The 23356-nt window shown below is 64.8% G+C and carries 25 protein-coding genes; 17 read left to right on the top strand and 8 right to left on the bottom strand.

The window, feature by feature from the left end; all coding sequences use genetic code 11:
* The first annotated feature begins 15 nt into the window (after positions 1–15).
* The 11 genes from ACVMIM_RS17230 (at position 16) to ACVMIM_RS17180 (ending at position 8763) form a co-directional block, all read left to right on the top strand.
* The gene (locus ACVMIM_RS17230) at positions 16–309 is read left to right on the top strand and encodes a hypothetical protein (RefSeq protein ID WP_476113437.1); all 294 of its coding nucleotides are present in this window, start codon (positions 16–18) and stop codon (positions 307–309) included.
* A gap of 139 nt (positions 310–448) precedes the next feature.
* Positions 449–1327, top strand: coding sequence for an ABC transporter permease (locus tag ACVMIM_RS17225; RefSeq protein ID WP_476113436.1), 879 nt, complete (start codon positions 449–451; stop codon positions 1325–1327).
* On the top strand, positions 1324–2166 hold the full coding sequence (locus ACVMIM_RS17220) for an ABC transporter permease (protein WP_476113434.1): 843 nt from the start codon (positions 1324–1326) through the stop codon (positions 2164–2166). Before ACVMIM_RS17225 ends, ACVMIM_RS17220 begins: the two co-directional genes overlap by 4 nt.
* Positions 2163–3305, top strand: a complete 1143-nt coding sequence (locus ACVMIM_RS17215) for an extracellular solute-binding protein (protein ID WP_476113433.1) — start codon at positions 2163–2165, stop codon at positions 3303–3305. Before ACVMIM_RS17220 ends, ACVMIM_RS17215 begins: the two co-directional genes overlap by 4 nt.
* Entirely contained in the window at positions 3298–4455 is a 1158-nt protein-coding gene (locus tag ACVMIM_RS17210) for an ABC transporter ATP-binding protein (RefSeq protein WP_476113431.1), read from the top strand. The genes ACVMIM_RS17215 and ACVMIM_RS17210 overlap by 8 nt, the downstream gene beginning before the upstream one ends.
* A gap of 180 nt (positions 4456–4635) precedes the next feature.
* The gene (locus tag ACVMIM_RS17205) at positions 4636–4884 is read left to right on the top strand and encodes a YjiS-like domain-containing protein (RefSeq protein ID WP_476113430.1); all 249 of its coding nucleotides are present in this window, start codon (positions 4636–4638) and stop codon (positions 4882–4884) included.
* Positions 4885–5130: 246 nt separating this feature from the next.
* Positions 5131–5709 carry an OsmC family protein gene (locus tag ACVMIM_RS17200; protein ID WP_476113428.1) on the top strand — a complete coding sequence of 193 codons (579 nt, stop codon included), beginning with the start codon at positions 5131–5133 and terminating at the stop codon, positions 5707–5709.
* Between the two features lie 65 nt (positions 5710–5774).
* Positions 5775–7001: a flavin-containing monooxygenase gene (locus ACVMIM_RS17195; protein WP_476113426.1), complete on the top strand. Its 1227-nt coding sequence runs from the start codon at positions 5775–5777 to the stop codon at positions 6999–7001.
* Positions 7002–7013: 12 nt separating this feature from the next.
* The gene (locus tag ACVMIM_RS17190; protein WP_476113425.1) at positions 7014–8309 is read left to right on the top strand and encodes an NAD(P)/FAD-dependent oxidoreductase; all 1296 of its coding nucleotides are present in this window, start codon (positions 7014–7016) and stop codon (positions 8307–8309) included.
* Positions 8306–8623 (top strand): MaoC/PaaZ C-terminal domain-containing protein, encoded by a 318-nt coding sequence (locus tag ACVMIM_RS17185; protein ID WP_476113423.1) that lies wholly within the window; start codon positions 8306–8308, stop codon positions 8621–8623. The genes ACVMIM_RS17190 and ACVMIM_RS17185 overlap by 4 nt, the downstream gene beginning before the upstream one ends.
* A complete protein-coding gene (locus ACVMIM_RS17180) occupies positions 8584–8763 on the top strand; it encodes a hypothetical protein (protein WP_476117471.1) in 180 nt (59 codons plus the stop codon). Before ACVMIM_RS17185 ends, ACVMIM_RS17180 begins: the two co-directional genes overlap by 40 nt.
* Positions 8764–8781: 18 nt before the next feature.
* Here ACVMIM_RS17180 and ACVMIM_RS17175 read toward each other — a convergent pair whose 3' ends face one another.
* From ACVMIM_RS17175 to ACVMIM_RS17150, 6 genes are all read right to left on the bottom strand, one after another.
* Complete coding sequence (locus ACVMIM_RS17175) at positions 8782–10341, bottom strand: bifunctional AfsR/SARP family transcriptional regulator/alpha/beta hydrolase (RefSeq protein WP_476113421.1); 1560 nt, start codon at positions 10339–10341, stop codon at positions 8782–8784.
* Between the two features lie 150 nt (positions 10342–10491).
* Entirely contained in the window at positions 10492–11448 is a 957-nt protein-coding gene (locus ACVMIM_RS17170; RefSeq protein WP_476113420.1) for a DMT family transporter, read from the bottom strand.
* Positions 11449–11551: 103 nt separating this feature from the next.
* On the bottom strand, positions 11552–11833 hold the full coding sequence (locus tag ACVMIM_RS17165) for a hypothetical protein (protein ID WP_476113418.1): 282 nt from the start codon (positions 11831–11833) through the stop codon (positions 11552–11554).
* A gap of 204 nt (positions 11834–12037) precedes the next feature.
* On the bottom strand, positions 12038–13189 hold the full coding sequence (locus ACVMIM_RS17160; RefSeq protein ID WP_476113417.1) for an NAD(P)/FAD-dependent oxidoreductase: 1152 nt from the start codon (positions 13187–13189) through the stop codon (positions 12038–12040).
* On the bottom strand, positions 13186–14526 hold the full coding sequence (locus ACVMIM_RS17155) for an aspartate aminotransferase family protein (protein WP_476113416.1): 1341 nt from the start codon (positions 14524–14526) through the stop codon (positions 13186–13188). Before ACVMIM_RS17155 ends, ACVMIM_RS17160 begins: the two co-directional genes overlap by 4 nt.
* Before the next feature lie 131 nt (positions 14527–14657).
* Positions 14658–16202 carry a winged helix-turn-helix domain-containing tetratricopeptide repeat protein gene (locus ACVMIM_RS17150; protein WP_476113415.1) on the bottom strand — a complete coding sequence of 515 codons (1545 nt, stop codon included), beginning with the start codon at positions 16200–16202 and terminating at the stop codon, positions 14658–14660.
* 122 nt (positions 16203–16324) lie between these two features.
* Here ACVMIM_RS17150 and ACVMIM_RS17145 point away from each other — a divergent pair, with 122 nt between their 5' ends.
* The 3 genes from ACVMIM_RS17145 (at position 16325) to ACVMIM_RS17135 (ending at position 19415) form a co-directional block, all read left to right on the top strand.
* On the top strand, positions 16325–17044 hold the full coding sequence (locus ACVMIM_RS17145; RefSeq protein WP_476113413.1) for a class I SAM-dependent methyltransferase: 720 nt from the start codon (positions 16325–16327) through the stop codon (positions 17042–17044).
* A 558-nt stretch (positions 17045–17602) separates the two neighbouring features.
* On the top strand, positions 17603–18604 hold the full coding sequence (locus ACVMIM_RS17140) for a hypothetical protein (protein ID WP_476113411.1): 1002 nt from the start codon (positions 17603–17605) through the stop codon (positions 18602–18604).
* Between the two features lie 46 nt (positions 18605–18650).
* A complete protein-coding gene (locus ACVMIM_RS17135) occupies positions 18651–19415 on the top strand; it encodes a hypothetical protein (RefSeq protein ID WP_476113410.1) in 765 nt (254 codons plus the stop codon).
* A gap of 66 nt (positions 19416–19481) precedes the next feature.
* On the opposite strand, the gene ACVMIM_RS17130 is transcribed toward ACVMIM_RS17135, so the two are convergent.
* Positions 19482–20462: a GlxA family transcriptional regulator gene (locus ACVMIM_RS17130; protein ID WP_476113408.1), complete on the bottom strand. Its 981-nt coding sequence runs from the start codon at positions 20460–20462 to the stop codon at positions 19482–19484.
* Between the two features lie 216 nt (positions 20463–20678).
* A complete protein-coding gene (locus tag ACVMIM_RS17125; RefSeq protein ID WP_476113406.1) occupies positions 20679–21026 on the bottom strand; it encodes a VanZ family protein in 348 nt (115 codons plus the stop codon).
* Between the two features lie 204 nt (positions 21027–21230).
* Here ACVMIM_RS17125 and ACVMIM_RS17120 point away from each other — a divergent pair, with 204 nt between their 5' ends.
* The 3 genes from ACVMIM_RS17120 to ACVMIM_RS17110 all read left to right on the top strand — a co-directional run bounded on the left by ACVMIM_RS17120 (position 21231) and on the right by ACVMIM_RS17110 (position 23356).
* Positions 21231–21767: an imm11 family protein gene (locus ACVMIM_RS17120; protein ID WP_476113404.1), complete on the top strand. Its 537-nt coding sequence runs from the start codon at positions 21231–21233 to the stop codon at positions 21765–21767.
* A gap of 252 nt (positions 21768–22019) precedes the next feature.
* Positions 22020–22880 carry an FAD binding domain-containing protein gene (locus ACVMIM_RS17115; protein ID WP_476113403.1) on the top strand — a complete coding sequence of 287 codons (861 nt, stop codon included), beginning with the start codon at positions 22020–22022 and terminating at the stop codon, positions 22878–22880.
* Positions 22880–23356 (top strand): (2Fe-2S)-binding protein, encoded by a 477-nt coding sequence (locus ACVMIM_RS17110; RefSeq protein WP_040980422.1) that lies wholly within the window; start codon positions 22880–22882, stop codon positions 23354–23356. Before ACVMIM_RS17115 ends, ACVMIM_RS17110 begins: the two co-directional genes overlap by 1 nt.

Genomic DNA, 23356 nt, shown 5'->3' with positions numbered 1-23356 from the left:
CCCGGGCCCTTCTCGATGGCCGATCCCGATGTCGTCACACGCCTCCTCGAAGGCGCCGGCTACGGCCGGATTTCCTTCGAGCGCATCGATGCCGACGTGCTTGTCGGCCGCGACCTCGACGAGGCCGTCGAATTCCAGCTCGCGCTCGGACCGGCCGGCGAGGTCTTCCGGGAGGCGGAGGACGAAGCCATCCGGCAGCACGCGCGAATAACCGAAGCGCTCAAGGCCGAACTCAAGCCCTACCGGACGCCCGGCGGCGTCATGATGGGCTCCAGCTCGTGGAAAGTGACCGCGAGGCGGGAGCGCTAGGCGGAGCGCCGGCGTCGTCGATCCTGGCAGGATCGCGAACGTATCCCTGGCTCAATCGCCGCCTGTAGACATCGCGGCGCCAATCACCCAATCTGCCCGCGGGAACAATAAGCGCTTCGAAGAAAGCGCACAGGTGCGCATGAACAATCGCTGGACCTTGTACGATCCACGCCTGGCCTGGATGCTGGTTGCACCGGTGCTTCTGCTGCTGATCTTCTTCCTGGTGCTGCCGATCGCGGTGATGGCGGCCTATACGTTTGTCACCTTCGTCACCGCCGGCGTCGAAACCAGCGCGCTGACCACCGCCAACTGGCACGAATTCTTCACCGACAGCTATTATTCAGGCTTCCTGCTGAAGACGCTGCGGGTCGGCGCCATCACCGCGCTGCTGTGCGGGGTGCTCGGCTATTTCCCGGCCTATTTCATCTGGGCGACGAGCTTCAGGCACAAATGGCTGCTCTTGCTCCTGCTCATCGTGCCGTTCTGGATCAGCTTCACGATCCGCACCTTTTCGTGGGTCAATATCTTGGGCGAACAGGGCGTCATCAATGTCACGCTGCTCAAGATGGGCATCATCAGCGAGCCGCTGCCGATGCTCTACAACGAGGGCGCGGTGATCCTTGGGCTGCTGCACTTCCTTCTGCCCTACATGATCCTGAACGTCTATGTGAGCCTGGAGGGCATCGACCGCACGCTGATTTCGGCGGCCCGCTCGATGGGCTGCACCAGCGCGCAGGCGTTCCGCGAGGTGACCCTGCCGCTGTCGCTGCCGGGCCTCGCGGCCGGGCTGCTGCTCTGCTTCGTGCTGGCGGCCGGCAGCTATGTGACGCCGCAACTGCTCGGCTCGGGCCGCGACGCGCTGTTCGGCAACCTGATCTACGACACCATCATGGGCGAATTGAACTGGCCGATGGGCGCCACGCTGTCGATCGTGCTGTTCCTCGTTCTCGGCTTCTTCGCCGCGATCTACACCCGCTACATGGGCATGTCGCAGATTGTCAAAGGGTTGGGCGGATGAAGGCTGCACGACCGAAGAAAGAGGGCAAATGGGCCTGGCGGCTGACCGGCTTCGTCACGCTCTGCGTCTACATCTTCATGTTCGCGCCGATCGCGGCGACCGTCATCCTGTCGTTCAATGCCTCTATGTTCGGCGGCTTCCCGATGACCGGCTTTTCGCTGCAATGGTACGCCAAGCTGATGAACAATGACGCGGTGCTGACGGCCTTCCGCACCTCGCTGTGGATCGCGCTGGTCACAGCGATAGCCACCACGGCGATCGGCGTCGTCACGGCCTTCGCGCTGGTGCGTTTCGAGTTCCGCGGCAAGCAGGCGCTGAGCACGCTGGTGATCCTGCCGGCGCTGGTGCCGGAGACCATCCTCGGCGTCGGCCTGCTGGTGCTGATCAAGGCGATCGACCAACCGCGCACCATGCTGCTTCTGGTGCTCGGCCATATCCTTTTGGCCGTGCCCTATGTGGTGCTGATCGCGCAGGCGCGGATGGTCGGCATAAGACGCGTCTACGAGGAGGCGGCGCTCTCGCTTGGCGCCTCGCGCTTTTCGTCCTTCCGCGAGATCACATTGCCGCTGCTCATCCCTGCGGTCGTCGGCGGCGCGCTGCTCGCCTTCACCATCTCGTTCGACAACACTTCGGCTAGCCTGTTCTGGCGGCCGGCTGGCGTGGAGACCATGCCCACCCAGATTCTCTCCATGCTGAAAATCTCGATCAGCCCGGAGATCAACGCGCTCGGCACCGTGATGATCCTGGTGACCGTCGGCATTCCGTTGCTCGGCGGCCTGATCCTGCAGAGCCTGACCAAGTTGAAAAGACGCGGAGAACCAAAGGAGGAAGCACGATGAAACTGACGACAACCAAGCGGCTTGAACGGCTGCACGACCGATATGCCAATGGCGATCTGAGCCGCCGCACTTTCCTGACGCTGACCGCCGCCGCGGCGGCCGCCGCCGGTCTAGACATGCCGTGGATGCGCAAGGCGCTCGCGGCTGTCGAGCAGGTCCGCTTCGACGGCTGGGGCGGCACGGTGCAGGACGCGATCGACAAATATGCCTTCCAGCCCTACACGGCCAAGACCAAGATCAAGGTGGTCCAAGGCACGTTCGGCGACGAGAACGAGATCATCACCAAGATCAAGACGGCGAAACCCGGCGACTTCCAGATCGTGCATTCGTCCGGCGTGAACTATTACATCAAATACGTGAACGCCGGCATGAACTCGGAGATCAACGAGGCCAACATTCCCAACATGGCGAATGTGCTGCAGCCGATGATCGAACCGTTCCGCAAGCTGACGCCGAAGCTCTCGGCCGTGCCCTACGACTACGGCACCACCGGCATTGCCTACAACACCAAGGTGATATCGCCCGAAGAGGCGAAGGAGAAGGGCGCCAGCCTGCTGCTCGACAAGAAATATGCCGGCAAGGTCGGCGGCTATGCCGACATGACCACGCGTGTCTGGTACGCGGCTCTGGCCACCGGGCAAGACCCGAACAACATCAAGGACATGGAGACGATCTGGGCCAAGGTGCGCGAGACGCGCGACCTAGCCAAAAAATTCTGGAGCTCCGGCGCGGAGCTGATGGATCTGCTTTCCAAGGGCGAGATCGTGGTGACCGACGCCTGGTCGGGCCGAGTCGCCGCCCTGCAGGACCAGGGCCATCCGATCGGTTATCTCGACCCAGCCGGCTCCTATGCCTGGATGGAGGACATGCTGATCCTGAAAGGCTCGCCGATGGCGGAATGCGAGGAGCTGATCAACTTCATGCTCGACCCGGCGACCTCGATCGCGGTGGCCGAAGGGCAGAGCTACCCGCCGTCGCTCGACCCGACCAAGGTCAAGCTCACCGAGAAGATCGAGAAGCTGCCGGCCTTCGATCCGACGGGCACCATGAAGGCGCTTACCTTCGCCGATCCGGTCTACTGGGCGACCAACGAGGACGCCTGGACCAAGCAGTGGAACAGGATCTCGAAAGGTGCCTGACGGCCAGGACACGCTATCCAATCCCCGGCCGACGTGGGCCGGGGCAGTCAGCGCGAGCGCGGCCGCCGGGGCCAACAGCCCGGCGGTCGAGTTCCGCAACATCGACATCGCCTACGGCAAGTTCGTCGCGGTGCGCGATTTCTCTTTGTCGATCCGCAAGGGCAGCTTCGTCACACTGCTCGGGCCGTCCGGCTGCGGCAAGACGACGATCCTGCGCTCCATCGCCGGGCTGGTCGATATTTCGGGCGGCCAGATCATGATCGACGGGCGCCGCGTCGATGACGTGCCGATCTACAAGCGCAATATCGGTCTTGTCTTCCAGAGCTATGCCCTCTTTCCGCACAAGACCGTGTTCGACAATGTCGCTTTCGGCCTGAAGTACCGCAACGTGCCCAAGCCCGAGATCGCGCGCAAGGTCGGCCAAGCGCTCGACATGGTGCGGCTGCCGGGCAGCGAGAAGAAACTGCCCTCGCAACTATCGGGTGGCCAGCAGCAGCGCATCGCGCTGGCGCGCGCCATCGTTTTCGAGCCGCAGGTGCTTCTGCTCGACGAGCCGCTCTCGGCACTCGACGCGAACATGCGCGAGGAGATGCGCGTCGAGATCAAGAAGATCCAGAAAGCGACCGGCATCACCGCCATCTTCGTCACGCACGACCAGGAAGAAGCGCTCTCCATGTCGGACCGCATCGTGGTGATGAACGCCGGTTCGGCCGAGCAGATCGGCACGCCGGAGGAGGTCTATGAGCGGCCCGCCACCGCCTTCGTCGCCGACTTCCTCGGCAAGGCCAACATGCTTTCAGGCACGGTAAGCCGGTCCGACGGGCCGATAATTGTCACGCTGGCCAGCGGCCAGACAGTCAATGTGCTTTCACCCAAGGCGCTGGCGCAGGGAAGCGCCGTTACGGTCGTGGTGCGGCCGCAAAAACTGTCGGTGGGTGGAACGAGCGCCAACCGGTTACCCGGCCGGGTCGTGTCGGCCTCCTATCTCGGCGGCAGCGCCATCTACGAGGTCGACATAGGCGACAAGACGAACATTCGCGCCAACGTCGCGATCGGCGGCCGCGTGCTCAGTGAAGGCGAGGCGGTCGAGCTCGGCTTCGACCCGAACGATTGCGTTTTGCTGGACGAGGCCGGACGGCGGATTTCCTGAGGTCGCTATCCTCGATTCCGGTCCGCTTCTAATCGACGCGCGACCGGCAGGGCGTCAGTCGCGAAACCTCGATTCCACGGCAATTTCGACGCCCGCTCCAACGCTGGCTCCCCCGTTCGTAAGCCACAAGTCCTGCCATCGACGGCGCGAACGGTCGCGCCGCAAAAGATGGAGACGACGATGACGAGTTTGGAACATACCGCTTATGAAACCGGCCGATCGGGCCTCGGCCCGATCGATTTTGCCAGCCGCGCGCTTAGGCTTTTCTATCGCGCGATGAGGATGCGCAGCGACCGCGCCGCCATGCAGGCCATGCCCGACTATCTGCTCAAGGACATGGGCATCGCCCGTTCGGAAATCGACCATTACACCTCGATACGCTACGCGGCGTCCGATGCCGAACGGATGGATATCGGCAACATCAGATGACCCGCCTATGGCGAGCATGACCACGCCGTCGACAAGCCCCGGGCGCTTCCCAACGCCCGGGGTTTTGCGTTCCGGCGCATTCGGTTCAGGCGATGGGCCATGTCGTTTCAAACGATATCTCCACGCCAATTTCCACGGTGGGCCTAGGAAAAATTCCACGGCCGCAACCACTCTCGTTCAAACGCTCCATCGGCAAACAAAGGCCGTCACGGCAACCAAGCCGCAAACCAACCTTTGGAGACGAAGATGCAACCCACCACCAAACCTGCACGGCTTCCGCTCAATGGCGTCGACACGCCGAATCTTCTGGCGACGATCAATTTCGTCGCCGGGCAGCCGGAGCTGGCCAGGTTCCAGTTCCGCGCCCACAACGAGTGGATCGAAGGCACGCACAGCAAGACCGTCATGAACGGCTTCTTCGGCGCCGGCCAGGAGCAGAAGCATGAGAAGCCGCATTATGCCGACGCCGACCATCCGGCGATTCTCTGCGGCGCCGACAATGCGCCGACACCGGTCGAGTGGCTGCTGCACGGGCTGGCGGGCTGCCTGATGGCGGGCGTCGCCAACATCGCCGCGGCGCGCGGCATCAAGCTCACTAAGGTGAAGTGCTCGGTCGACGGCGACATCGACCTGCGCGGCATCCTCGGCATTTCCGACGAGGTCCGCAACGGCTTTCAGAACATCCAAGTGTCATTCGAGATCGAAGGCGACGCGCCGCCCGAAAAGCTGCAGCAGCTGGTCGAGCAATCGCGCGCCCGTTCGGCCGTGTTCGACGTGCTGACCAAGGGCGTGCCGGTCACCGTCGGCATCAAGACTATCCAGTAGCTGAAGCCGGCAGGCGGCCCGGAGTCGGTCCGGGCTGCCTCCCCTCCTGTCGACGGAAATGAAACATGAGACGCGCGGACGTCGTCATCACCGGCGCGGGCCAGGCCGGCCTTGCGCTCAGCCATTGCCTCGGCCAGGCCGGCATCGACCATGCCGTGCTGGAGCGCGGCCGCATCGGCGAGCGCTGGCGCTCGCAGAGCTGGCGCTCGCTTCGGCTGCTCACGCCGAACTGGCTGAACGCCCTGCCCGGCTCGCCCTATAAGGGCGGCGATCCCGACGGCTTCATGAGCAAAGGGACTTTCGTGGAAAGCCTGGAGCGCTACGCCTGGCAATGGCATGCGCCCGTCGAGACCAATGTCGAGGTCGTCGCCGCCAAGCGCACCAGCGACGGCTTTGCCTTGCGCACCACCGCCGGCGACTGGTCGGCGCGCGCCGTTGTCGTCGCGACGGGACATTGCGACCGGCCGGTCATTCCTTTTTCGGCTGAGACCCTTCGCGGACCGCTCAGCATCCACGCCTCGCAATATCGCTCGCCAGGCGAGCTGCCGGGCGGCGGCGTGCTGGTCGTCGGCGCCTCGTCCTCCGGCGTGCAGATCGCCGACGAGCTCGCCCGCGCCGGGCGGCGCGTGGTGCTTTCGGTCGGCAAGCATACGCGCCTGCCCAGAACATGGCGCGGCCAGGATATCTTCTTCTGGCTCTGCGCAATCGGCCTGATGGCGCAGCGTCGGGAGGAGCTTGCCGATCCCGAAAGCGCCAGGCGCCAGCCCTCGCTGCAGCTCGCCGGCCGGCCGGACAGAGCCGACGTCGATCTCGCCACGCTGCAGGCGCTCGGCGTGGAGCTGACCGGGCGGGTGTGCGGCGTCGGCGACCGCGAGATCGCCTTCGCCGGCGATCTCGGCCAGCACATCGCGGCGGCGGAAGCCAAGCAGACACGCCTGCTCGACCAGATCGACCGCTTGGTGGGGACGGCGACGCCTTACCGGCCCGAGCCGGTGGCGATGCCGGCGACGTGCGCAGAGCGGCTTTCGCTGACCGACGGATCGATCCGCAGCATCGTCTGGGCAACCGGCTATGCGCGCTCATTCGGCTGGCTGGAGCCGCTGGCGCTCGGCGCCGATGGCGAGCTCGCACATCAGGGCGGCGTCACCAGCGTGCCCGGCCTCTACGCGCTCGGCTTCCGCTTCCTGCGCAAGCGCGATTCCAACTTCATCGGCGGCGTCGGTACGGATGCCGAGGCGATCGCCGCCGAAATCTCCCGTTATCTCGACTGCAACGGCCGCAAGGCGGCCTGAGGACATTTGAACATGGCAAGCAACCTCATCTCCCTCATGGCAACTCCCAAGCGTGGCCATTACGACGCCATCATCGTCGGAGCGCGCTGCGCAGGTGCGGCGACGGCGATGCTGCTCGCCCGCGCGGGCCTCAAGGTGCTGGCGATCGACCGCAAGCCCTATGGATCCGACACGCTGTCGACGCATGCGCTGATGCGGCCCGCGGTTCTGCAATTGTGGCGCTGGGGCCTGCTCGATCCGCTGTTCATGGCCGGCACGCCGCTCATCGAGACGACGACCTTCCACTATGGCGACGAGGAGATCACCATCCCGCTCGCCGCCGGTTCGGACCTGCCCGGCCTGATCGCGCCGCGGCGCACCGTGCTCGACCGCATCCTGGTGGATGCGGCGCGCAAGGCCGGCGCGGAGGTGCTGCATGAGGTGGCGGTCGGCGATCTCTTCGCCGACACGCGCGGCCGCGTGCGCGGCATCGAGATCCGCACCGCCGGCCGTGCGTCCCTTCGGGTCAGCGCCGATATCGTGGTCGGTGCAGACGGCATCGGCTCGCTGGTGGCAAAATGCGTCGACGCCCAGACCTTGCGGCGCGGCGCGGTGTCGGCTGCTCATGTCTATGGCTATGCGCCGGTCGAGCCGGGCGCCGGCTATCACTGGTATTTCCGCGACGGAATCGCCGGCTCCTTCATCCCGACCAATGATGGTCTCGGCTGCATCGTCGCCTCTGTGCCGACAAGCCTGTTCGACCAACGCTTCCGCCTCGGCCACGCGCGGGCCCGCATGGATGTGCTGGAGGCGCTTTCACCGGCGCTGGCCGCACAGGCGACCCAGGCGCCGAAGGATGCCCGCCTGCAGGCGTTCCGCGGCGTGCCGGGCTATATCCGCCAGGCGCACGGCCCCGGCTGGGCGCTGGTGGGCGACGCCGGCTTCTTCCGCGACCCGATCACCTCGCACGGCATTTCCGACGCCTTGCGCGACGCCGAGAGCCTGGCGCGGGCCATCCTCGACGGCTCGGACGCGGCATTCGCGGTCTGGCAGCAACAGCGCGACATCGTTGCCAACCAGATCCTCGACACCACGGACGCCGTCGCCGGCTTCGACTGGACGCTCGACGACATCGGCGAGCGGCATCGCCGTTTCAGCGCGGTGCTGAAGGCAGAGGTGCAGGCGCTGGCCGGACAGCCCTTGCCGGCTCGCCGCGCCCCTTCCTCTGCATCGCAGCCGACAGCCCACCGGGCGCCGGCCAACCAGGACGAGCCGCCGGCCGCGGCCCCGTCGAACCTCACTCGCAACCGAACCGGAGCAAGATCATGACTGTGCATCTAATGAAGGACGGCTGGGCCGGCGTCATCAACGGGCGTCCAAGAGTGGGCGCCTTCGCGGAGCGTTCGCGGCGCACGCAGCCGCAGGATATCGATGCCTTCGCCGAGATGACCGGCGACCGCAACCCGCTGCATTACGACAAGGCGCTGGCCGAGGCTTCGGTGTTCGGCAAGGTCATCGTGCAGGGCGGCGTCACCTCCGGCATCCTGAACGCGGTGGTGGCGGAGGATCTTCCCGGCCCCGGCTCGGTATTCCTCGAAGTCTCGTGGAAATTCGTCAAGGCGGTCGGCGCCTCGGCGAGCTGATCACCGGCCGCGTTGAAGTCACGGAGGTGCGTGCCGATAAGCCGATCACCAAGCTGGAGACTGCGGTGCGCAACGAAGCCGGCGAGCTTTGCCTCACCGGCAACGCCACGGTGTTCACCGTGCCTTTGGCCCGGGGCTGAGCTCTCTTCGATGCCTCGTCACGCGCCCGCTGTCTCGGCGATGAAGGCGCGGACGTGATCGATGAACTCCTCGAAGGCGGGTTCAATTTCGAGCAAAATGTGGTTCTGGCTTTCGAGCTCGATGAAGCGCGCGCCGGGAATGCCGGCGGCCATGGTGCGGCCCGACTCCACCGGCGCCACATTGTCGTCCCGCGCATGCAGCACCAGCGTCGGCACGCGCACCTTTTCCAGCAAGCCGCTGACATCGATCACCGAAAAGGCGTTCTGCAGACGCCAGGCATCGTCAGGTGAGACGGTGCGCAGCATCAGATCGTCCATCCAGGCGAAATGTTCGTGCGTGGCGCCGGGGATGAACATGGAGCAGAAGGCCTGGCGGAACATCGGGTTCGGCTTGCCCCAGCTCTCACGCATCAGCGTCGCGACGGCCTCGCGCGTCGCGATCTCGCCGGCGTCGCCGCGCGCCCTCCAGCCTTGGACGTAGCCACCATAGAGGATCATGCCCGACACTTTGTCGGGGTGGCGGATGGCATAGGCGATCGAAACAGCGCAGCTCTGCGACAGGCCAAGCAAGGTGAAGCGGTCGAGACCTGTCGCCTCGACCACGCATTCGAGGTCGGACACCATGGTGTCGAACGAGATATCGACGACATGCCTCTGCGACAGGCCGTTGCAGCGCTCGTCATAGCGCACCAGCCGGTTATTGCGCGACAGTTCCCGCATCCAATGCCGCCAGATCGGGCTGTCCCAGTCGAAGGTGAGATGCGACATCCAATGCGCGGCGCGCAGGATGGCCGGGCCATTGCCGGTGCTGGCATAGGCGAGCCTTGTGCCGTCGAGAGCACGGCAGAACTGCACGGCGCGGCCGGGATCCTGCGGCGACGCAGCGGGTTTCGACGGTCCCTGCGGGGGCGCGGGGGAAGCAGGCTGCGGCGCGCGGCCACTGGCTTGCGCGGCCGCCGACCGGACCTTCTCCTCCAGCATCTCGATCTCGGCGGCGAGGCTGACGTCGTGGGGCACGAGGCGGCGCAGGCGCTGAGCGAACGGCAGCGCGCGTCGCGGCTCATTCTCCAAGCGCTCGACCAGCTCGCGCAAAATGCCGAGCTCGACGATCTCGACTTCGCTCGCAATGGCCTGCCGCCAGGCTTCATAGTCGAAGCAGCGCTCGAGCGAGAGATCGGCGAGAAAGCCGCCGCGGATCGAGGCCAGGGCGGCTTCGAGTTCCTCGGTCGAGTGGGCTGACAGGTCGGACTTCACCAGCGGCGCCAGCCGTGCATAATCCGTCTCGAGGTTGAGCGCGACGGCGTTGCGACCGGCGCTCAGGACGGATTCGTCGCCGCCCAGCACCTGGCGAATCTTGGACAGGCTCCAGCGCAAGGCGCCGCGCGGATCGTCAGGGATGTCCCAGAATATCTCGCACAGCCGCTCGCGCTGGTGCGGCCTTGCGGTGACGGCGAGGTAGGCGAGCAGCGCCCGTGTCTTGCGCGACGGCGGCAGGTCGAGCGGCTGGCCGTCGCGCGTTACCTGAAAATCGCCAATCACGCGCAGCTTCAGCACTCCGATATGCGGACTGTCGCTCATGCGTCCACGCGCTTGTCGATCGCCATGATCCACCTTCGGCCTTGGCCGACGCTGCGAAGGGGCAGCCAATAGCAAAATCGGGTAATTTAGGAAAGCGTGACACAGAGCGCCCAAGGCACGAGGACCTGAAATGACGCCCTTCGCCGCTCCTCACGCCTTGGCCGGAGCCGTCTTCGGCTTGATGACGGTGGACAGCACGACCCCGGCCACGATGAAGGCCGCGCCGAGCAGATCGTAGTCGTGCAGGCTTTCGCCGAGCAGCAGATAGGCGAGGATGGCGACGAAAAGAGTCTGCAGATAGAGCAGCATGCTTGCCCGGCTCGCGCCCAGCATCTCCACGCTTTTGTTGTAGAGATAATACATCAGCGCGCCGCCGGGGCCGGCCAGATAGGCAAGCGCAAGCAGGCCGTTGCCGTTCAAGGCCGATCGCTCGTCGTTGACGATTTCCCACAGATGGAACGGCAGCGCCGCCACCGCGCCGGCCCCGAGCAGGAGGACCACCAGCGGCAGGAGCTCGAGGCCGAATTTGGAGCGACGCAGCAGCACTGTGTAGAGCGCCCAGCAGAAGGCGCTGCCGACGATCCATAATTCGCCAATGTTGAAGCGCAGTTGCACCAGCGCCGCGAAGTTGCCATGCGCGACAATTACCAGCATACCGGCTAGTGCTGCTACCGCGCCGAGCGACTTCCAGAGGCCGAGCGGTTCGCCAAGCACGAGGCGCGCGAGCACCATGGTCATGATCGGCGACATCGCCATGATGATGCCGGCGGTGGTCGCATCGGTGTCGTTCAGGCCATTGTAGATCATGCCCTGGCAAAGCGTCAGGCCGATGGCGCCGACGGCAACGATCTCCAGCGGCCGCGATTTGAGCAGCGCAATCATCGCGCCGTGATGGCGGTGCACGATCGGCAACAGGACGGCGCAGGCCAGCAAGAGCCGCCAGAAGCACAGGCCCCAGGGGGGCATTTCCGGCGCCACCCATTTGGCCGCGATATAGACGCCCGCCGACAGCAGCCAGCATAGCACGGCGGTGGGATAGCCGCCCCCGGAGGTTATCGAGATCGCGGCAGGTTGCTCCGCCGGATGCGCTATCGGTATCGCCTGCATCGCATGCCTCCGTTCGATGAATGCCAGCCCGGACGTGAGCGGCAGTCTACCTCAACTCGAAAGCGTTACATATGACCGGCGATGGAGGGCCGTCGTCCAAAGATCAATGCGACTTCTCGCCGGCCATATGCAGAAGATCCCAAGCCGAACCGACGCGACCGTGCAACTGCGAGGCGAAGCGTTCGGCTTCGACGTCTTCGAGGCCGTCGTCGACAAGAGCCTCGATGCTTCGACGCAGCAAGACAAGCTGCATCTGCCGCGCATGGCTTCTGTCGGTTTCGCGCATGATGGCCGTGACGTGATAGGCAACGACCGGCTGGCCAAGACAGGAGAGAAGCGCGCCCGATCCTGCCGTCGCCGCGGTGACCGCTTCCTCGATGTTCATTCCGGCGCTCCTCATCTCAAGATGCTGGGCGCCTCCCCGGCAAATGGCGACGGTATCCGCCGCTTCTTTTCTGAATGGTCGCGCGCTCATCGCCCGCGGCCAAAATCAGTATCCTCCAGAACCGTATTAAAGGCGACCGGATAGTTAATCGATGGTTAACGGAGGCGCGCAAATCTTAACCGTCCGGGCCGGCTTGACGCATCCTCAGTGACCGAGGACGTTGCGCTCTGCCGATGGCGCCAGGCTCTGCGAACCGGGCACCGAAACCGGCGCGCCGTGAAGAACCCAGTCGGCCGCGATCTGGCCGATCACCGGCGCGAGCTGGATGCCGTAGCCGCCGGCACCGGCCGCGGTGATCAGCGTGGGCTCCAAGGCATCGATCGGCCCGACGAAGGGCCGATGGTCGGCCGTCACCGGGTAAAGTCCCGCCCAGCCGCGCCCGAGCCGCGCACCCGGCAGGTCGGGCACACGCTCCAAAAGCAGCTCGGCCAGATCAACCTTCGACTGTTCCTCGCACTGGTCGTTGTAATTGTCGGGGTCTTCCGGCGCGATCGAGTTCACCTTGTGGATCTCGGCGATCAACTCGCTTGGCTTTTCGTGGCGGAAGTTCAGGCCACTCCCCTCGCCGTTCACGAGATCCATCACCATCGGCATCGTGTAGCCGAGCGGCTCGTCCAGATGGATGACGACGGCCTCATGGCGCTCGGGCCAGATGTGCAAACGCTGGCCGAAGAGTTCGGCAACCCGCGGCGCCCAAGCGCCGCCGGCGTTGACCACGACATCGCAATCTATTGGGTTACCATTGGTTTCCAACGTATAGCCACCCGGGCGCCGCCGCATGCCGAGCAGCTTGCGGTACTGGCGGATCTCGCCGCCCTTCGTCCGGACAATGCCCGCCAGGAAATTGCACATTTCATGCGGATCTAGGAAGCCGTTATCGGGCCCGAACAGGCCGCCTTCGAGCCCGTCGGGATTGATGTGAGGAACGAGGTCCCTGAGTTCGTCGGCGCGGATCAGGCGCGATCTCAAGCCCGCCTCGGCTTGCATCTCGACCGATTTCGCAAACAGCTCCATCTGTTCACGTGTGCGCGCCAGCCGAAGATAGCCGATGTGGTTGAAGCCAAGCCCCTCAGCCTCCCATTGACGGAACCGGCGGAACGAATGAACGCGAAGCATGATCTCGAACGGATCGGTGAATTGCGATCCGACGACGCCGACCGACCTGCCACTCGACCCCGAGGCAATCGACTGCGCTTCAAGCACTGTGACGCGCGCGCCCTGCTCGACGAGGTTGAGCGCCGTACACATGCCCAGCGTGCCCGCGCCAATCACCACGACATGAGGAGCAACTGTCATCTCTTGTCCCCCTGCTTTCGCGACTGCGCGGCGACGTCGGCCAAGGTTCCGTCGATCGCTTGAAGAATGGCGCCGGCGTCTTCTTCCGTCATCGGCGTCGAAAGCGCGAACAAGCCGTAGCTGGCGGAAAGCACGCCGCGGCCAAGCAGGCCCTTGTGGAAGAGGTCGAATTGCCGGTGCTCGGCCGGACCCGGATAGATGGAGCGGTAATCCGTGACGGGATGCGACGTGAAATGAACCTTGAACAGCGAGCCGAGGCCGACACATTGGCCGGCAAGCCCATGCCGCTCGAATGAGGTGGCGACGCCCTCGCGCAGGAATGCGCCGAGCCGATCGAGATGGGCAAAGCTCTCCTTGGTCAGCGCCCGCATCGAGGCAAGGCCGGCGCGCATGGTGACCGGATTGGCGGTGAAGGTGCCGCCATGCGGCAGCGCGGGCTTGCCTCCGGTCGGATCGAAAACCGCCATGACATCGGCGCGCCCGCCTACGGCGCCCACGGGAAAGCCGCCGCCGATGATCTTGCCGAGCGCCGTCAGGTCCGGCTCGATGCCCCACAGCCCTTGCGCGCCCGACCATCCCAGCCGAAACGAGATGACTTCATCGAAGATGACCAACGCGCCCGCCGCATGGGCGATCTCGACCATGGCCTGAAGATAGTCCCGGCGCGCCGGAATGAGGCCGGCACGGTTGGGCATCGGGTCGATCAGCACGGCCGCGATGCTGCCGCCCTCGGCGGCGAAGACGGCGCGCAGCGCCTCGGTGTCGTTGAAGGGCACGGCGATCACGTCGTCCAGCACGCCGCGCGGCGTGCCCTTGGCATAGGGCGTCGACTTCGGCAGGTCGCCCCAATTGGCTGGTGAGGAGTCGAGGCTCACTTCGGCGAAATCATAGGAGCCGTGATAGGCGCCCTCGATCTTGACGATCTTCGGCCGCAAGGTGAAGGCGCGCGCGGCCTTGATCGCCATCATCACCCCTTCCGTGCCGGAGTTGGTGAAGCGGATCTGGTCGACCGAGGGCAGCCGTTCGACCAGCAGCTCGGCAAGCTCGATCTCGCTCAGCGTCGGGGCGCCGAAAGCGGTGCCGGTGGGCAGTTGTTCGACCACGGCCGCCGTGACATCGGGATGCGCGTAGCCATGGATCATCGAGGTGAAGTTGTTGATGCAGTCGTAATAGGCATTGCCGTCGACGTCCCAGACCCTGCACCCCTCGCCGCGCGCGGCGTAGATCGGGAACGGATCGACAAAGACCGTGGTGCGGGTGTTGCCGCCCGGCATCACCTTCCTGGCGCGCTCGAATAGGGTTTTCGATGCGGGCATGGCGTCGGGATAATGCGGCATGGCTCTCCGAAGGCGAAATTTGAGCGCAGAGACAGCGACGGCACCGTCGCTTCTCACGATGCTATGTTCCGTCTCCGTATCAGCGCAATCGGCCAGGCGAAGCATCAGAGGCGACCACGGCCGCCCAAGCGCTATGACAGCCCGGCAATGCGAAGGCCGCTGATGTAGAGCGCGCGCTTCTCCGGCTTGACGATCGGATGATGCTCTTCAATCCAGGCGACCGATAGGTTCGGCTGCAGCCGCCGAGCCTCTTCCAGGGCCATGGTGGCCGTGGCGGTATCACCGGCGAGCGCCGCGGTCGCGGCATAGGTGCGCCAAGCCGTTCCGAAGGCCGGCCGCAGCTGTATCGCCCGGCGCTCCAGGTCGGCCGCCACTTCGAACCGCCCGGCGGTGAAGTGGCAGATACCCATGGTGGAACAGATCGCCGCCTGGATGAAATCGCGCGGGCTGAGGCGCGCGGCGATCCCCAGATGGTGCAGGCCATCCTCGGCCATGTCGCCATAGCCGTATGTCGAGCCGAGAATGCAGTGCGCCAGCGAGAGACCTGGATTGCGCTCGATCGCTTCCAACAGCTCGTCGACCGCCGGGCGGAAGTTGCGCGACACCATGTGGACATAGCCGGCCGACAGATGCCCCCACGGATCGTCCTGGTCGCGCACGATCGCGGCTTGCGCCCGTGCCAGCGCAGCAGCCAGCAGTTCGCGAGGCTTCGACGTCAGGCCGAGCGCCGCACGCGCACCGATGGTCCAGGCAAGCAGGCTGTTGGCGCGCGCATAGTCGGGATCGATGTCGAGCGCCCTGACCAGCAGGCCCTCGGCGATGTCAAGGTCTTTCTGCGATCCCCATGTCCACACATGCGGCATCGCCTTCATGACGAAGCCCCACGCGTCGAGGCTTTCGGCCGGACGGCTGTGCAGGCGCAACCGTTCGGCTTCATAGAGCTGGGGCTCGATCGAGGCCATCACCTTGTGGGCGATCTGATCCTGCAGTGCCAAGAAGTCGCCGGTCTCGATATCGAAGCGCTCGGCCCATACTTGCGTGCCGGCACTGGCATCGCTCAAACTCGCGGTGATGCGCAGGGCGCGGCCGGACTGGCGTACGCTGCCCTGCAGCACGTAGCGCACCTTCAGCTCACGGCGCAGACGGTCGAGCTCTATGTGCTGCGGGTCATAGGCGAAGGAGGCGCTGCGGTCGCGTACATGCAGGCCGCGGAGCCGCGACAGGCCGGTGGTGATGTCTTCCGACAGCCCGTCGGCAAAGTAGGCCTTGTCGGGGTCATCGCCGATCGCTCGAAAGCGGGTCACCGCGATCGACGGCCCTTCCTCGGGTTCGACGGCGCCGTTTCGCGTCCCGCCTGCCTGCGGCCGCACATCACCGACCAGCCGATAGCCGACACGCGCCACCGAGACTATGGAATGCGACCCGTCGGGCCCCTCGCCCAGCACCTTGCGCAGGGCGGCGATCTGCACCGAAAGGTTGCCCTCCTCGACCGCCTGGTCTTTCCAGGCGGCGTCGATCAGCTCGTCCTTGCCGACCACGCTTCCCGCGGATCGCAACAGGCGTTCCAGAATAAGCATCGCGCGGTAGCCGATCGAAATGGGCACGCCACGCCGGTAAAGCACGCCCGCTCCCGCATCGAGCAGGAAGGGGCCGAACATGTAGCGTTGCTCTTCCATCATCGAACGCTAATGCAATGAGGAGCATTTTGGAAGTTTTCGGAAGTTTTAGAGACGCCCTTGGCTACTTTTAGCGGCCCGGATTTCAGACTGATCGCATCTGAATCGAGAGGAGCGATGCAATGACCGCAACCACCAGAACCGAAGTTGCCGCGAATTCCTCCGCCCGGCTGTTCCAGGACATGTGGGGCATCTACCGCAAGGTTATCGACAACAATTATCTCAACCACCGCGAAGCGTACGCTGCACTGCGCCGGCTTCTCCAGAATCAGCGGCCGGGCTTCACCTTCCTGGACATCGCCTGCGGCGACGCCTCCTTCAGCGCCGCCGCCCTAACAGGCCTGCCGATCGGCCGCTATATCGGCATCGACCTGTCGCAGCCGGCTCTCAACGAGGCCTCGGCCAATATCGCCGACCTGCCCTGCCCGACCGAATTGCGGCATGGCGACTTCGCCGATTGGCTGACGGCATGCGAGGAGCCAGTCGATCTTGCCTGGATCGGTCTGTCGCTTCACCATCTGCCGTTCGAGCGGAAGCTCGAGACCATGCGCCATCTGCGGCGCCTGCTAGGCCAGGCGGGCACACTCCTGATTTACGAAAACACCTGCAGGACGTCGGAGAGCCAGGCGGGCTGGATGAAGCGCTGGGACCGGCAGCGCAAGGACTTTTCGGCGTTCAACGGCCTCGAATGGCTGCTGCTCACCACCCATGTGCACGGCATGGATCATCCTGAAACGGTGTCTGCCTGGCGGGAGCTCGGCCATCGAAGCGGGTTCGACCACATGCGGGAGCGCTATTGCTCAAGCTCGGGCCTATTCCGCCTGTTCAGCTTCTCGGCCTAGGCATCCTCCGGCGCCGGCGCAGTCGACTCATCCTACTTCGCCGCCGCCCGGCCATCCGGTTCGGATGCCTCAGATGGTCGGGGTGATGCCGTTATGCTGGCAGAATCCACGGCTGAAAACCGCTCGGCCCCTGGCATTGATCGGCCCGGTGATGGCCGATGGCCGCCGCGTAGAGGCCCGCCTGCGCGGGTGCGCGGCGGATAACCTTTCTGGTTGAACTGAAGCTTGCGTTCCCAGTGGTGAAGCGGGCGCAGCCGATGAACGCGAAGCATGATCTCGCTTAGACCGTCCGACATTGATCAACCGACCGCCGGCAAGCTCTGCTCCGAGACGACCGGGCATTATATCTAGTCCATTTGGATGATGCTTCCTACGCCTGAAGGCCTATCTTTTATAAGATGCCGGAGAAATTCTGAAAAGGTACAAATTAGTCAGGGTTATTGGTTGACTTCAACATGGAGCTAACTGCCGCGACGGACAAATCTTAATGCGCGCACGCAAAGCCGCTATGGCGTGCTTCTTGAGCATCGCGAGGAATGACCGGTAGACGGAGGACCGTTGCCAGTGACATTCACACATGGGTCTTACGACGAGTTCGAGGACGTGCCGCGTCCGGCATGGGTTCGCTTCAGCATGCGCCACTGGAGGTGGAGCGCCATTCCCGGATGCATCCTCCTCTTGGCGGCGATATCTCCGGCAGACAATGGCGCCGAAATGCAGCAACAGATCGCTGCGGCGCGAGATGAACTGGCATCGACAAAAGCGCAGCTGGACCTGAGCCAGCACGCCGAGCGTGCAGCAAGCGCGCAGGCAAGGGCATTGGCCGGCACCTCCGCGGAGCGAGCAGAAGCCCTAAATGAGGCGAACCAAAGCAACGAGGCTCTCAAACTCGATCTAGAAGCGGCGCAGCGCGTCATCAAAGGCCTGCAGGCACAATTGATTTCTTCGAACGAAGCGCGCAACGCTGTGGGAATATCCCTGGTCGAGGCAAATCAATCGCTGGCCGAAGAGCGGGATAAAGTCGAACAAGTCGAGCACGAACTCGCCATGGCCCGCCAGGCCGGCGACGCCAATGAGAAACGCGCAGATTTGGCTGCGGCCGAGCGGGCCACCGCCTTAAAGAACCTCCAGTTGGCGGTTGCTGCCGCAAGGCATGCGAACGAAGCATTGTATCTGGAACGTGCGCGCGCGATTTCTGCCGCAAGTGATCTCGACGGGGCCCGTCGGGAAGGAGACGCGGCGAGGCAGGCATCTGCCGACCTGAGCGCTGCGTTGGAGCAAGAGCGTCAAAAGCTGACCGACATGTCCGTTTTCCTTACCGCTGCGCGAAAGGCGATCGATCTTGTCAAAGCGCAAAGTGGGAGCCGCACAGTGCGGGTGGAACGCGCAGCCAAGGCGCGTTCCACCGCAGCTGCGCTTGCCAACCGGGATGGCCAATCCATCCGTCAAACAGGCTTGCAAGAGAAAAACAAAGCGAAGAGTCCAAGATCACCGAAAAGGGTTCTCGTGGCGACGACGATTACACTCCCCGACGCGTTGCTTCCGACTCCGCCTCGATGACAATCGCCGGCTTGGCACGAACGCATGCCGCAGGAGGGTTCCGGAAATGGGCAAATACGTGGCGGTCGCCTTGATGATCGCAGCCGCCACCGGACCAGCGGTGGCCCTTGATATCGGTGGCGGCGGCAAGGTCGGTGGCCTTGGCGTTGGCGCTGGGGTGAGCGCAGGACCACGAGGCGTTTCCGCGGGGATGGGGGCAAGTGTCGGCCGTTCGGGCGGCGCAAAGGTTGGGGCATCAGCCCGCGCAGGCGGCGTCGGCGTTGGCGTCAGCGCAGGTGGCGCTAGCATTGGCGCGTCCGCGAAGGCCGACAGGGGATCAGTCGGCGCGGGCGTTTCGGCTGGTGACGCTCCAGACAGCGCAAGCGCGGGCGTTTCGACAGGTATCGGCACAGCAACGTCCGGCGCCGAGGACGCCGCGCCCCCCGACGACCCCGCCGTTTTCTCTGCCAAAAACGCAAGGACCGCGATCGGCCTGCCGTCCATCCTCAAGCCCTCCGGCACAGGTGGCGGGGAGTTTCGGCGATTTACGGGGGGCTATCCTTTTGCGCCCCCGGTATCGCTGAAAGCGAAGCCAGGCACGCCGGCCAAAGTCGTGAGCGCGTGCCGCGCGGCGATCATGTCGGCAGCAACGCCGCTTGGCGCTGTGCGCGTATACGCGGTCAGCGCCGGTCCGATGCGCCAACGCAAAGTCGGTCTGGCGGCGCCGATCGAGGTGCGAATAAGCTATGCGCATCGAGGCGGCATACAAGTGCGGCAAGCGAAAGTCCTATGTCGCCTCGGTGCGACGGGGAAGGTCATCGCGGTAACGTAGGGACCGGCCGTCGTTGGGCTGGACACCGGCAGATTTGCCGGCTTGCCGAGGCGTGCACAGGCATCGCTACCTGGCAACTTCATTCGCCGCTGCCCGATTCGGGTGCCGCAGCCTGGTCGGCGTGATGCCGGTCTGCTGGCGGAAGACGCGGCTGAAATGGCCGGCATTGGGAAAGCCGCAGCGATAGGCGATCTCGCCGATGGCGAGATCGCTGCTTTCGAGCAGCGATTTGGCGTAATGCACCCTCAACGCCAGATAGGCGGCCATCGGGCCGATGCCGAGCTCGGCGCCGAACAGCCGCTCGAGCTGGCGGCGCGAGCAGTTCTGCCGGGCGGCGATTTCGGCAACCGAAAGCGTCTCCTGGAGATTGCTTTCCATCAGGAGCAGCGCCCGCTTCACTGCGCGGCTGGCGGCCGCGGGGAAAAGATCGCCGACCGGCTGCACGTCGCGGCTGGAGCGGATGCGGTCGAGCACCAGGATCTTGGCCGCCTTCTCCGCCGCCTTCTGGCCGATGAATTGCGAGACGAAATAGCCGGCGAGGTCGGCCGCGCCCGTGCCGCCGGCGCAGGTGGCGCGGCCGCGGTCGACGGAATAGAGGCTGTCGGCATGGGCATTCACATCGGGGAACTCGGCGCGGAAATCCTTGATGTGGAACCAGCTGACCGCGGCGCTGTAGCCGTCGAGCAGGCCGTAGCGCGCGAGCACGAAGCTGCCGGTGCAGAGCGCGGTCAGCGGTACGCCCTTCTGTGCGGCGCGCAGCAGAAACGCTTCCTGTTCCGAACTCAGCTTGCGGTTGGTGTCGAGCAGGCCGCCGACAACCACGACATTGTCGAAATCCTCGGGGTTGCCCATCGCCCGGGTCGGCAGCAATTCGACGCCGCAGCTGGCGCGGATCGGCAGGCCGCGCTCGCCGACGATCTCCCAGTCGAACTCGATCCTGCGGCTGCGATCGCCCTCGTCGCCGGCCAGCCTGAGCGTGTCGATGAACAGTGACAGCGGCGACAGCGTGAAATCGCGCACCAAAAGAAATGCGAATTTTTTGGCCATCTACTTCGGGGATCGTCCATCGTTTGAACGCAGCTTATGCCGAAATCCTCGCGGCGAGCCCTCTGAATACGACGTGCCTTAGGTCGCAACACCACTCTGGCGCGAGCCGGCGCACTGGAGCAATTCCAGGAAAAGTGTGAGCGGTTTTTCCGTCCGGAATTGCGTAAAAACAAAGGGATAGAGCGGTTCGCCGTTTCCCTGAAACGGTGAACCGCTCTAGCGTCGCTCGGCGGCGCGGCTCACCAACGTGATGACGAAGCGCGCCAGGCCAATCCCTACGACGCCCGCCGCCGCCTTGAGCAAGGCATCTGCAACCCGCGCATGCCGGCCAGGGTCGAACAGCTGCAGAACCTCGAGAACGCCTGCTACCGCGCAAATGAACAGCACCGTCTGGGTCACGCGGGACGGAAACCCGAGCGCCAGGGCCAGCCCCAGCAGGATATAAGCCAAAGCGCGTTCCATGTTGGCATCGCTCAGGTGTGGCCGCAGCTCGATGGGCGACAGCGTTGCGAAGATGATGAAGGCCAGCAGGACGAGCGCGGCGAGACGGGAGATGGAGGTCATGCCCGCTCTTACAGGCCACTGGCTGTGATAACAATATTGCCGATGCCTGGCCGTGGATTGGTCCGCGCGGGGCCTGAAACCGACCTGCTCCGCAATCAGGCCTGAGCTTCCTTGAACGCCGCGCCGGGCCGGTGCATGCTCCCCGCGCGCTTTCGGCGAACCGCCTGGAGCCGCGATCCTCAGACGACGGCGGAGCATCTTGCGATGACGACCATCCATCAATTCGCTGTGTCGGAGGGGCAGGAATGGGTGCTGCCGGTCGACGACGATGTCTATGAGACCTTCTTCAGCCTCGATGGGCGATCGGTCAACGGCCGGGAGCCGCCGGTGATGCGACGCGTCGAGGAAGGCGAGCGGCTCTATTCCGATTTCCCCTGGCTCGGCGCATACGCGCCGCTTTTGCGCCGACCGGCCGTCGACGCGCTGGCGGCGGCGTTGCGTCCCTATGGCGAGCTCGTCGCGCTGCGCGGCGAGGAGGTCTGGCTGCTCAACGTGACCAATGTGATCGACGCGCTGGATGAGAAGCGGTCGCGGATCGTCCGGTTCGACGACGGCGACATTCTTGCCATCGAGCGCTACGCCTTCGACGCGGAGAAGATCAGGACGGCGGAAGTGTTCAAGCTGCCGATGCGGGCTTCCCCGGTCTTCGTCGATGACGTGTTCGTCGAGCGGGTGCGCAAGGCCCGGTTGCGCAACGTCTCGTTCGAGCCGGTATGGATATCGGGAACGGCAATCGCTTGAGACGAATAACAGTTTTGCGGTTTGCGGCGGAGACAGGCAATGACCAACGCTGGCGCCGCTCCTCATCCGCCCTTCGGACACCGTTTCCCCGTACAGTGAAGGCGAGAAGGGAAAGGCCGCGGCGCCCTGGCCCGCCCGCTGGGCGCATCTGGAACAGGGCTCTGGCCTAACCCGCATATGCACGAACGGGATGGCCATTATAACCAGACGCTTTATAACGGTCGCTGACAAAGCGATCACCAAGGGGAGACGATGCGTTACATACGTCCGCTTTCAATCGAAGATGCCGTTGGCGAGCTCGCCAAGGCGGTAGGACCGGCCGCGATCCTGGCCGGAGGCAGCGACCTACTGGTCAGGATGAAGGGCGGCTTCATCGAGCCCGAGCTGATCGTCGACATCAAGCGCATAGGCGGCCTGGCCGACATCACCGAAACGGCCGACGGTTTTCGCATCGGCGCCGCCGTGCCCTGCGCGGTGCTGGGCGAGAACAAGGCGCTCAGGCAGGCATGGCCGGGCGTGGTCGAGGCCGCGAACCTGATCGGCTCCAAGCAGGTGCAGGGCCGCTGCACAATCACCGGCAATCTCTGCAACGCCTCGCCCGCCGCCGACAGCGTGCCGGCGCTGGTGGCGGCCGGCGCCAAGGCTGTGGTCGCCGGGCCTTCGGGCAAGCGCACCATTGCCGTGGAGAGCGTGCCGACCGGACCGGGCCGCACTTCGCTGGCCAAGGGTGAGATCGTCGAGGCGATCCTGCTCGACAAGCGGCCTGAGCATGCGGGCGACGCCTATCTGCGCTTCATTCCGCGCACCGAGATGGACATCGCTGTGGTGAGCGCCGGCGTGAACCTGACGCTGGATGACAAGGGCGCGATCAAGACCGCGCGCGTGGCGCTGGGCGCCGCGGCACCCACGGTGCTTCTCGTCGAGGAAGCGGGGCAAGTGCTGGTCGGCTCCAAGCTCGACGAAGGGACGCTGGAGCGGCTGGCGAAGATCTGCTCCGGCGCCTGCCGGCCGATCGACGACAAGCGCGGCACCATCGAATTCAGACGGAAAGTGGCGGGCGTGCTGGCAAGGCGCGTCGCGGCAATCGCCTACAAGCGTGCGGGAGGCAAATAATGGCCGGTGTAGCTGTATCAACCACAATCAACGGCGATGCCGTCGAATATCTGTGCCAGCCCGACGAGACGCTGCTGGAAGTGCTGCGCGACCGGCTGGGCCTAACCGGCGCCAAGGAAGGCTGCGGCACCGGCGACTGCGGCGCCTGCAGCGTCATCGTCGACGGCAGGCTGGTCTGCTCTTGCCTGGTGCTGGGCGCGGAAGCCGAGGGCCGCAAGGTCGAGACCATCGAAGGCATGGCGCATGGCGACCAGCTGCACCCGCTGCAGCAGAAATTCCTGGAGCACGCGGCCTTGCAATGCGGCATCTGCACGCCAGGTTTCCTGATTGCGGCGAAGGACCTTCTGGCTAAGAACCCCTCGCCCACCGAGGAGGAAATCCGCTTCGGGCTGGCCGGCAATCTCTGCCGCTGCACCGGCTATGACAAGATCGTGCGTGCCGTCCAGGACGCGGCCAACGTGATGAAGGGAGCGTAA

It is taken from the genome of Mesorhizobium sp. USDA 4413 (genome assembly GCF_056280365.1).
Note: the sequence above shows the minus strand (reverse complement) of the source record. Positions and strands in the feature narration are given on the sequence as shown.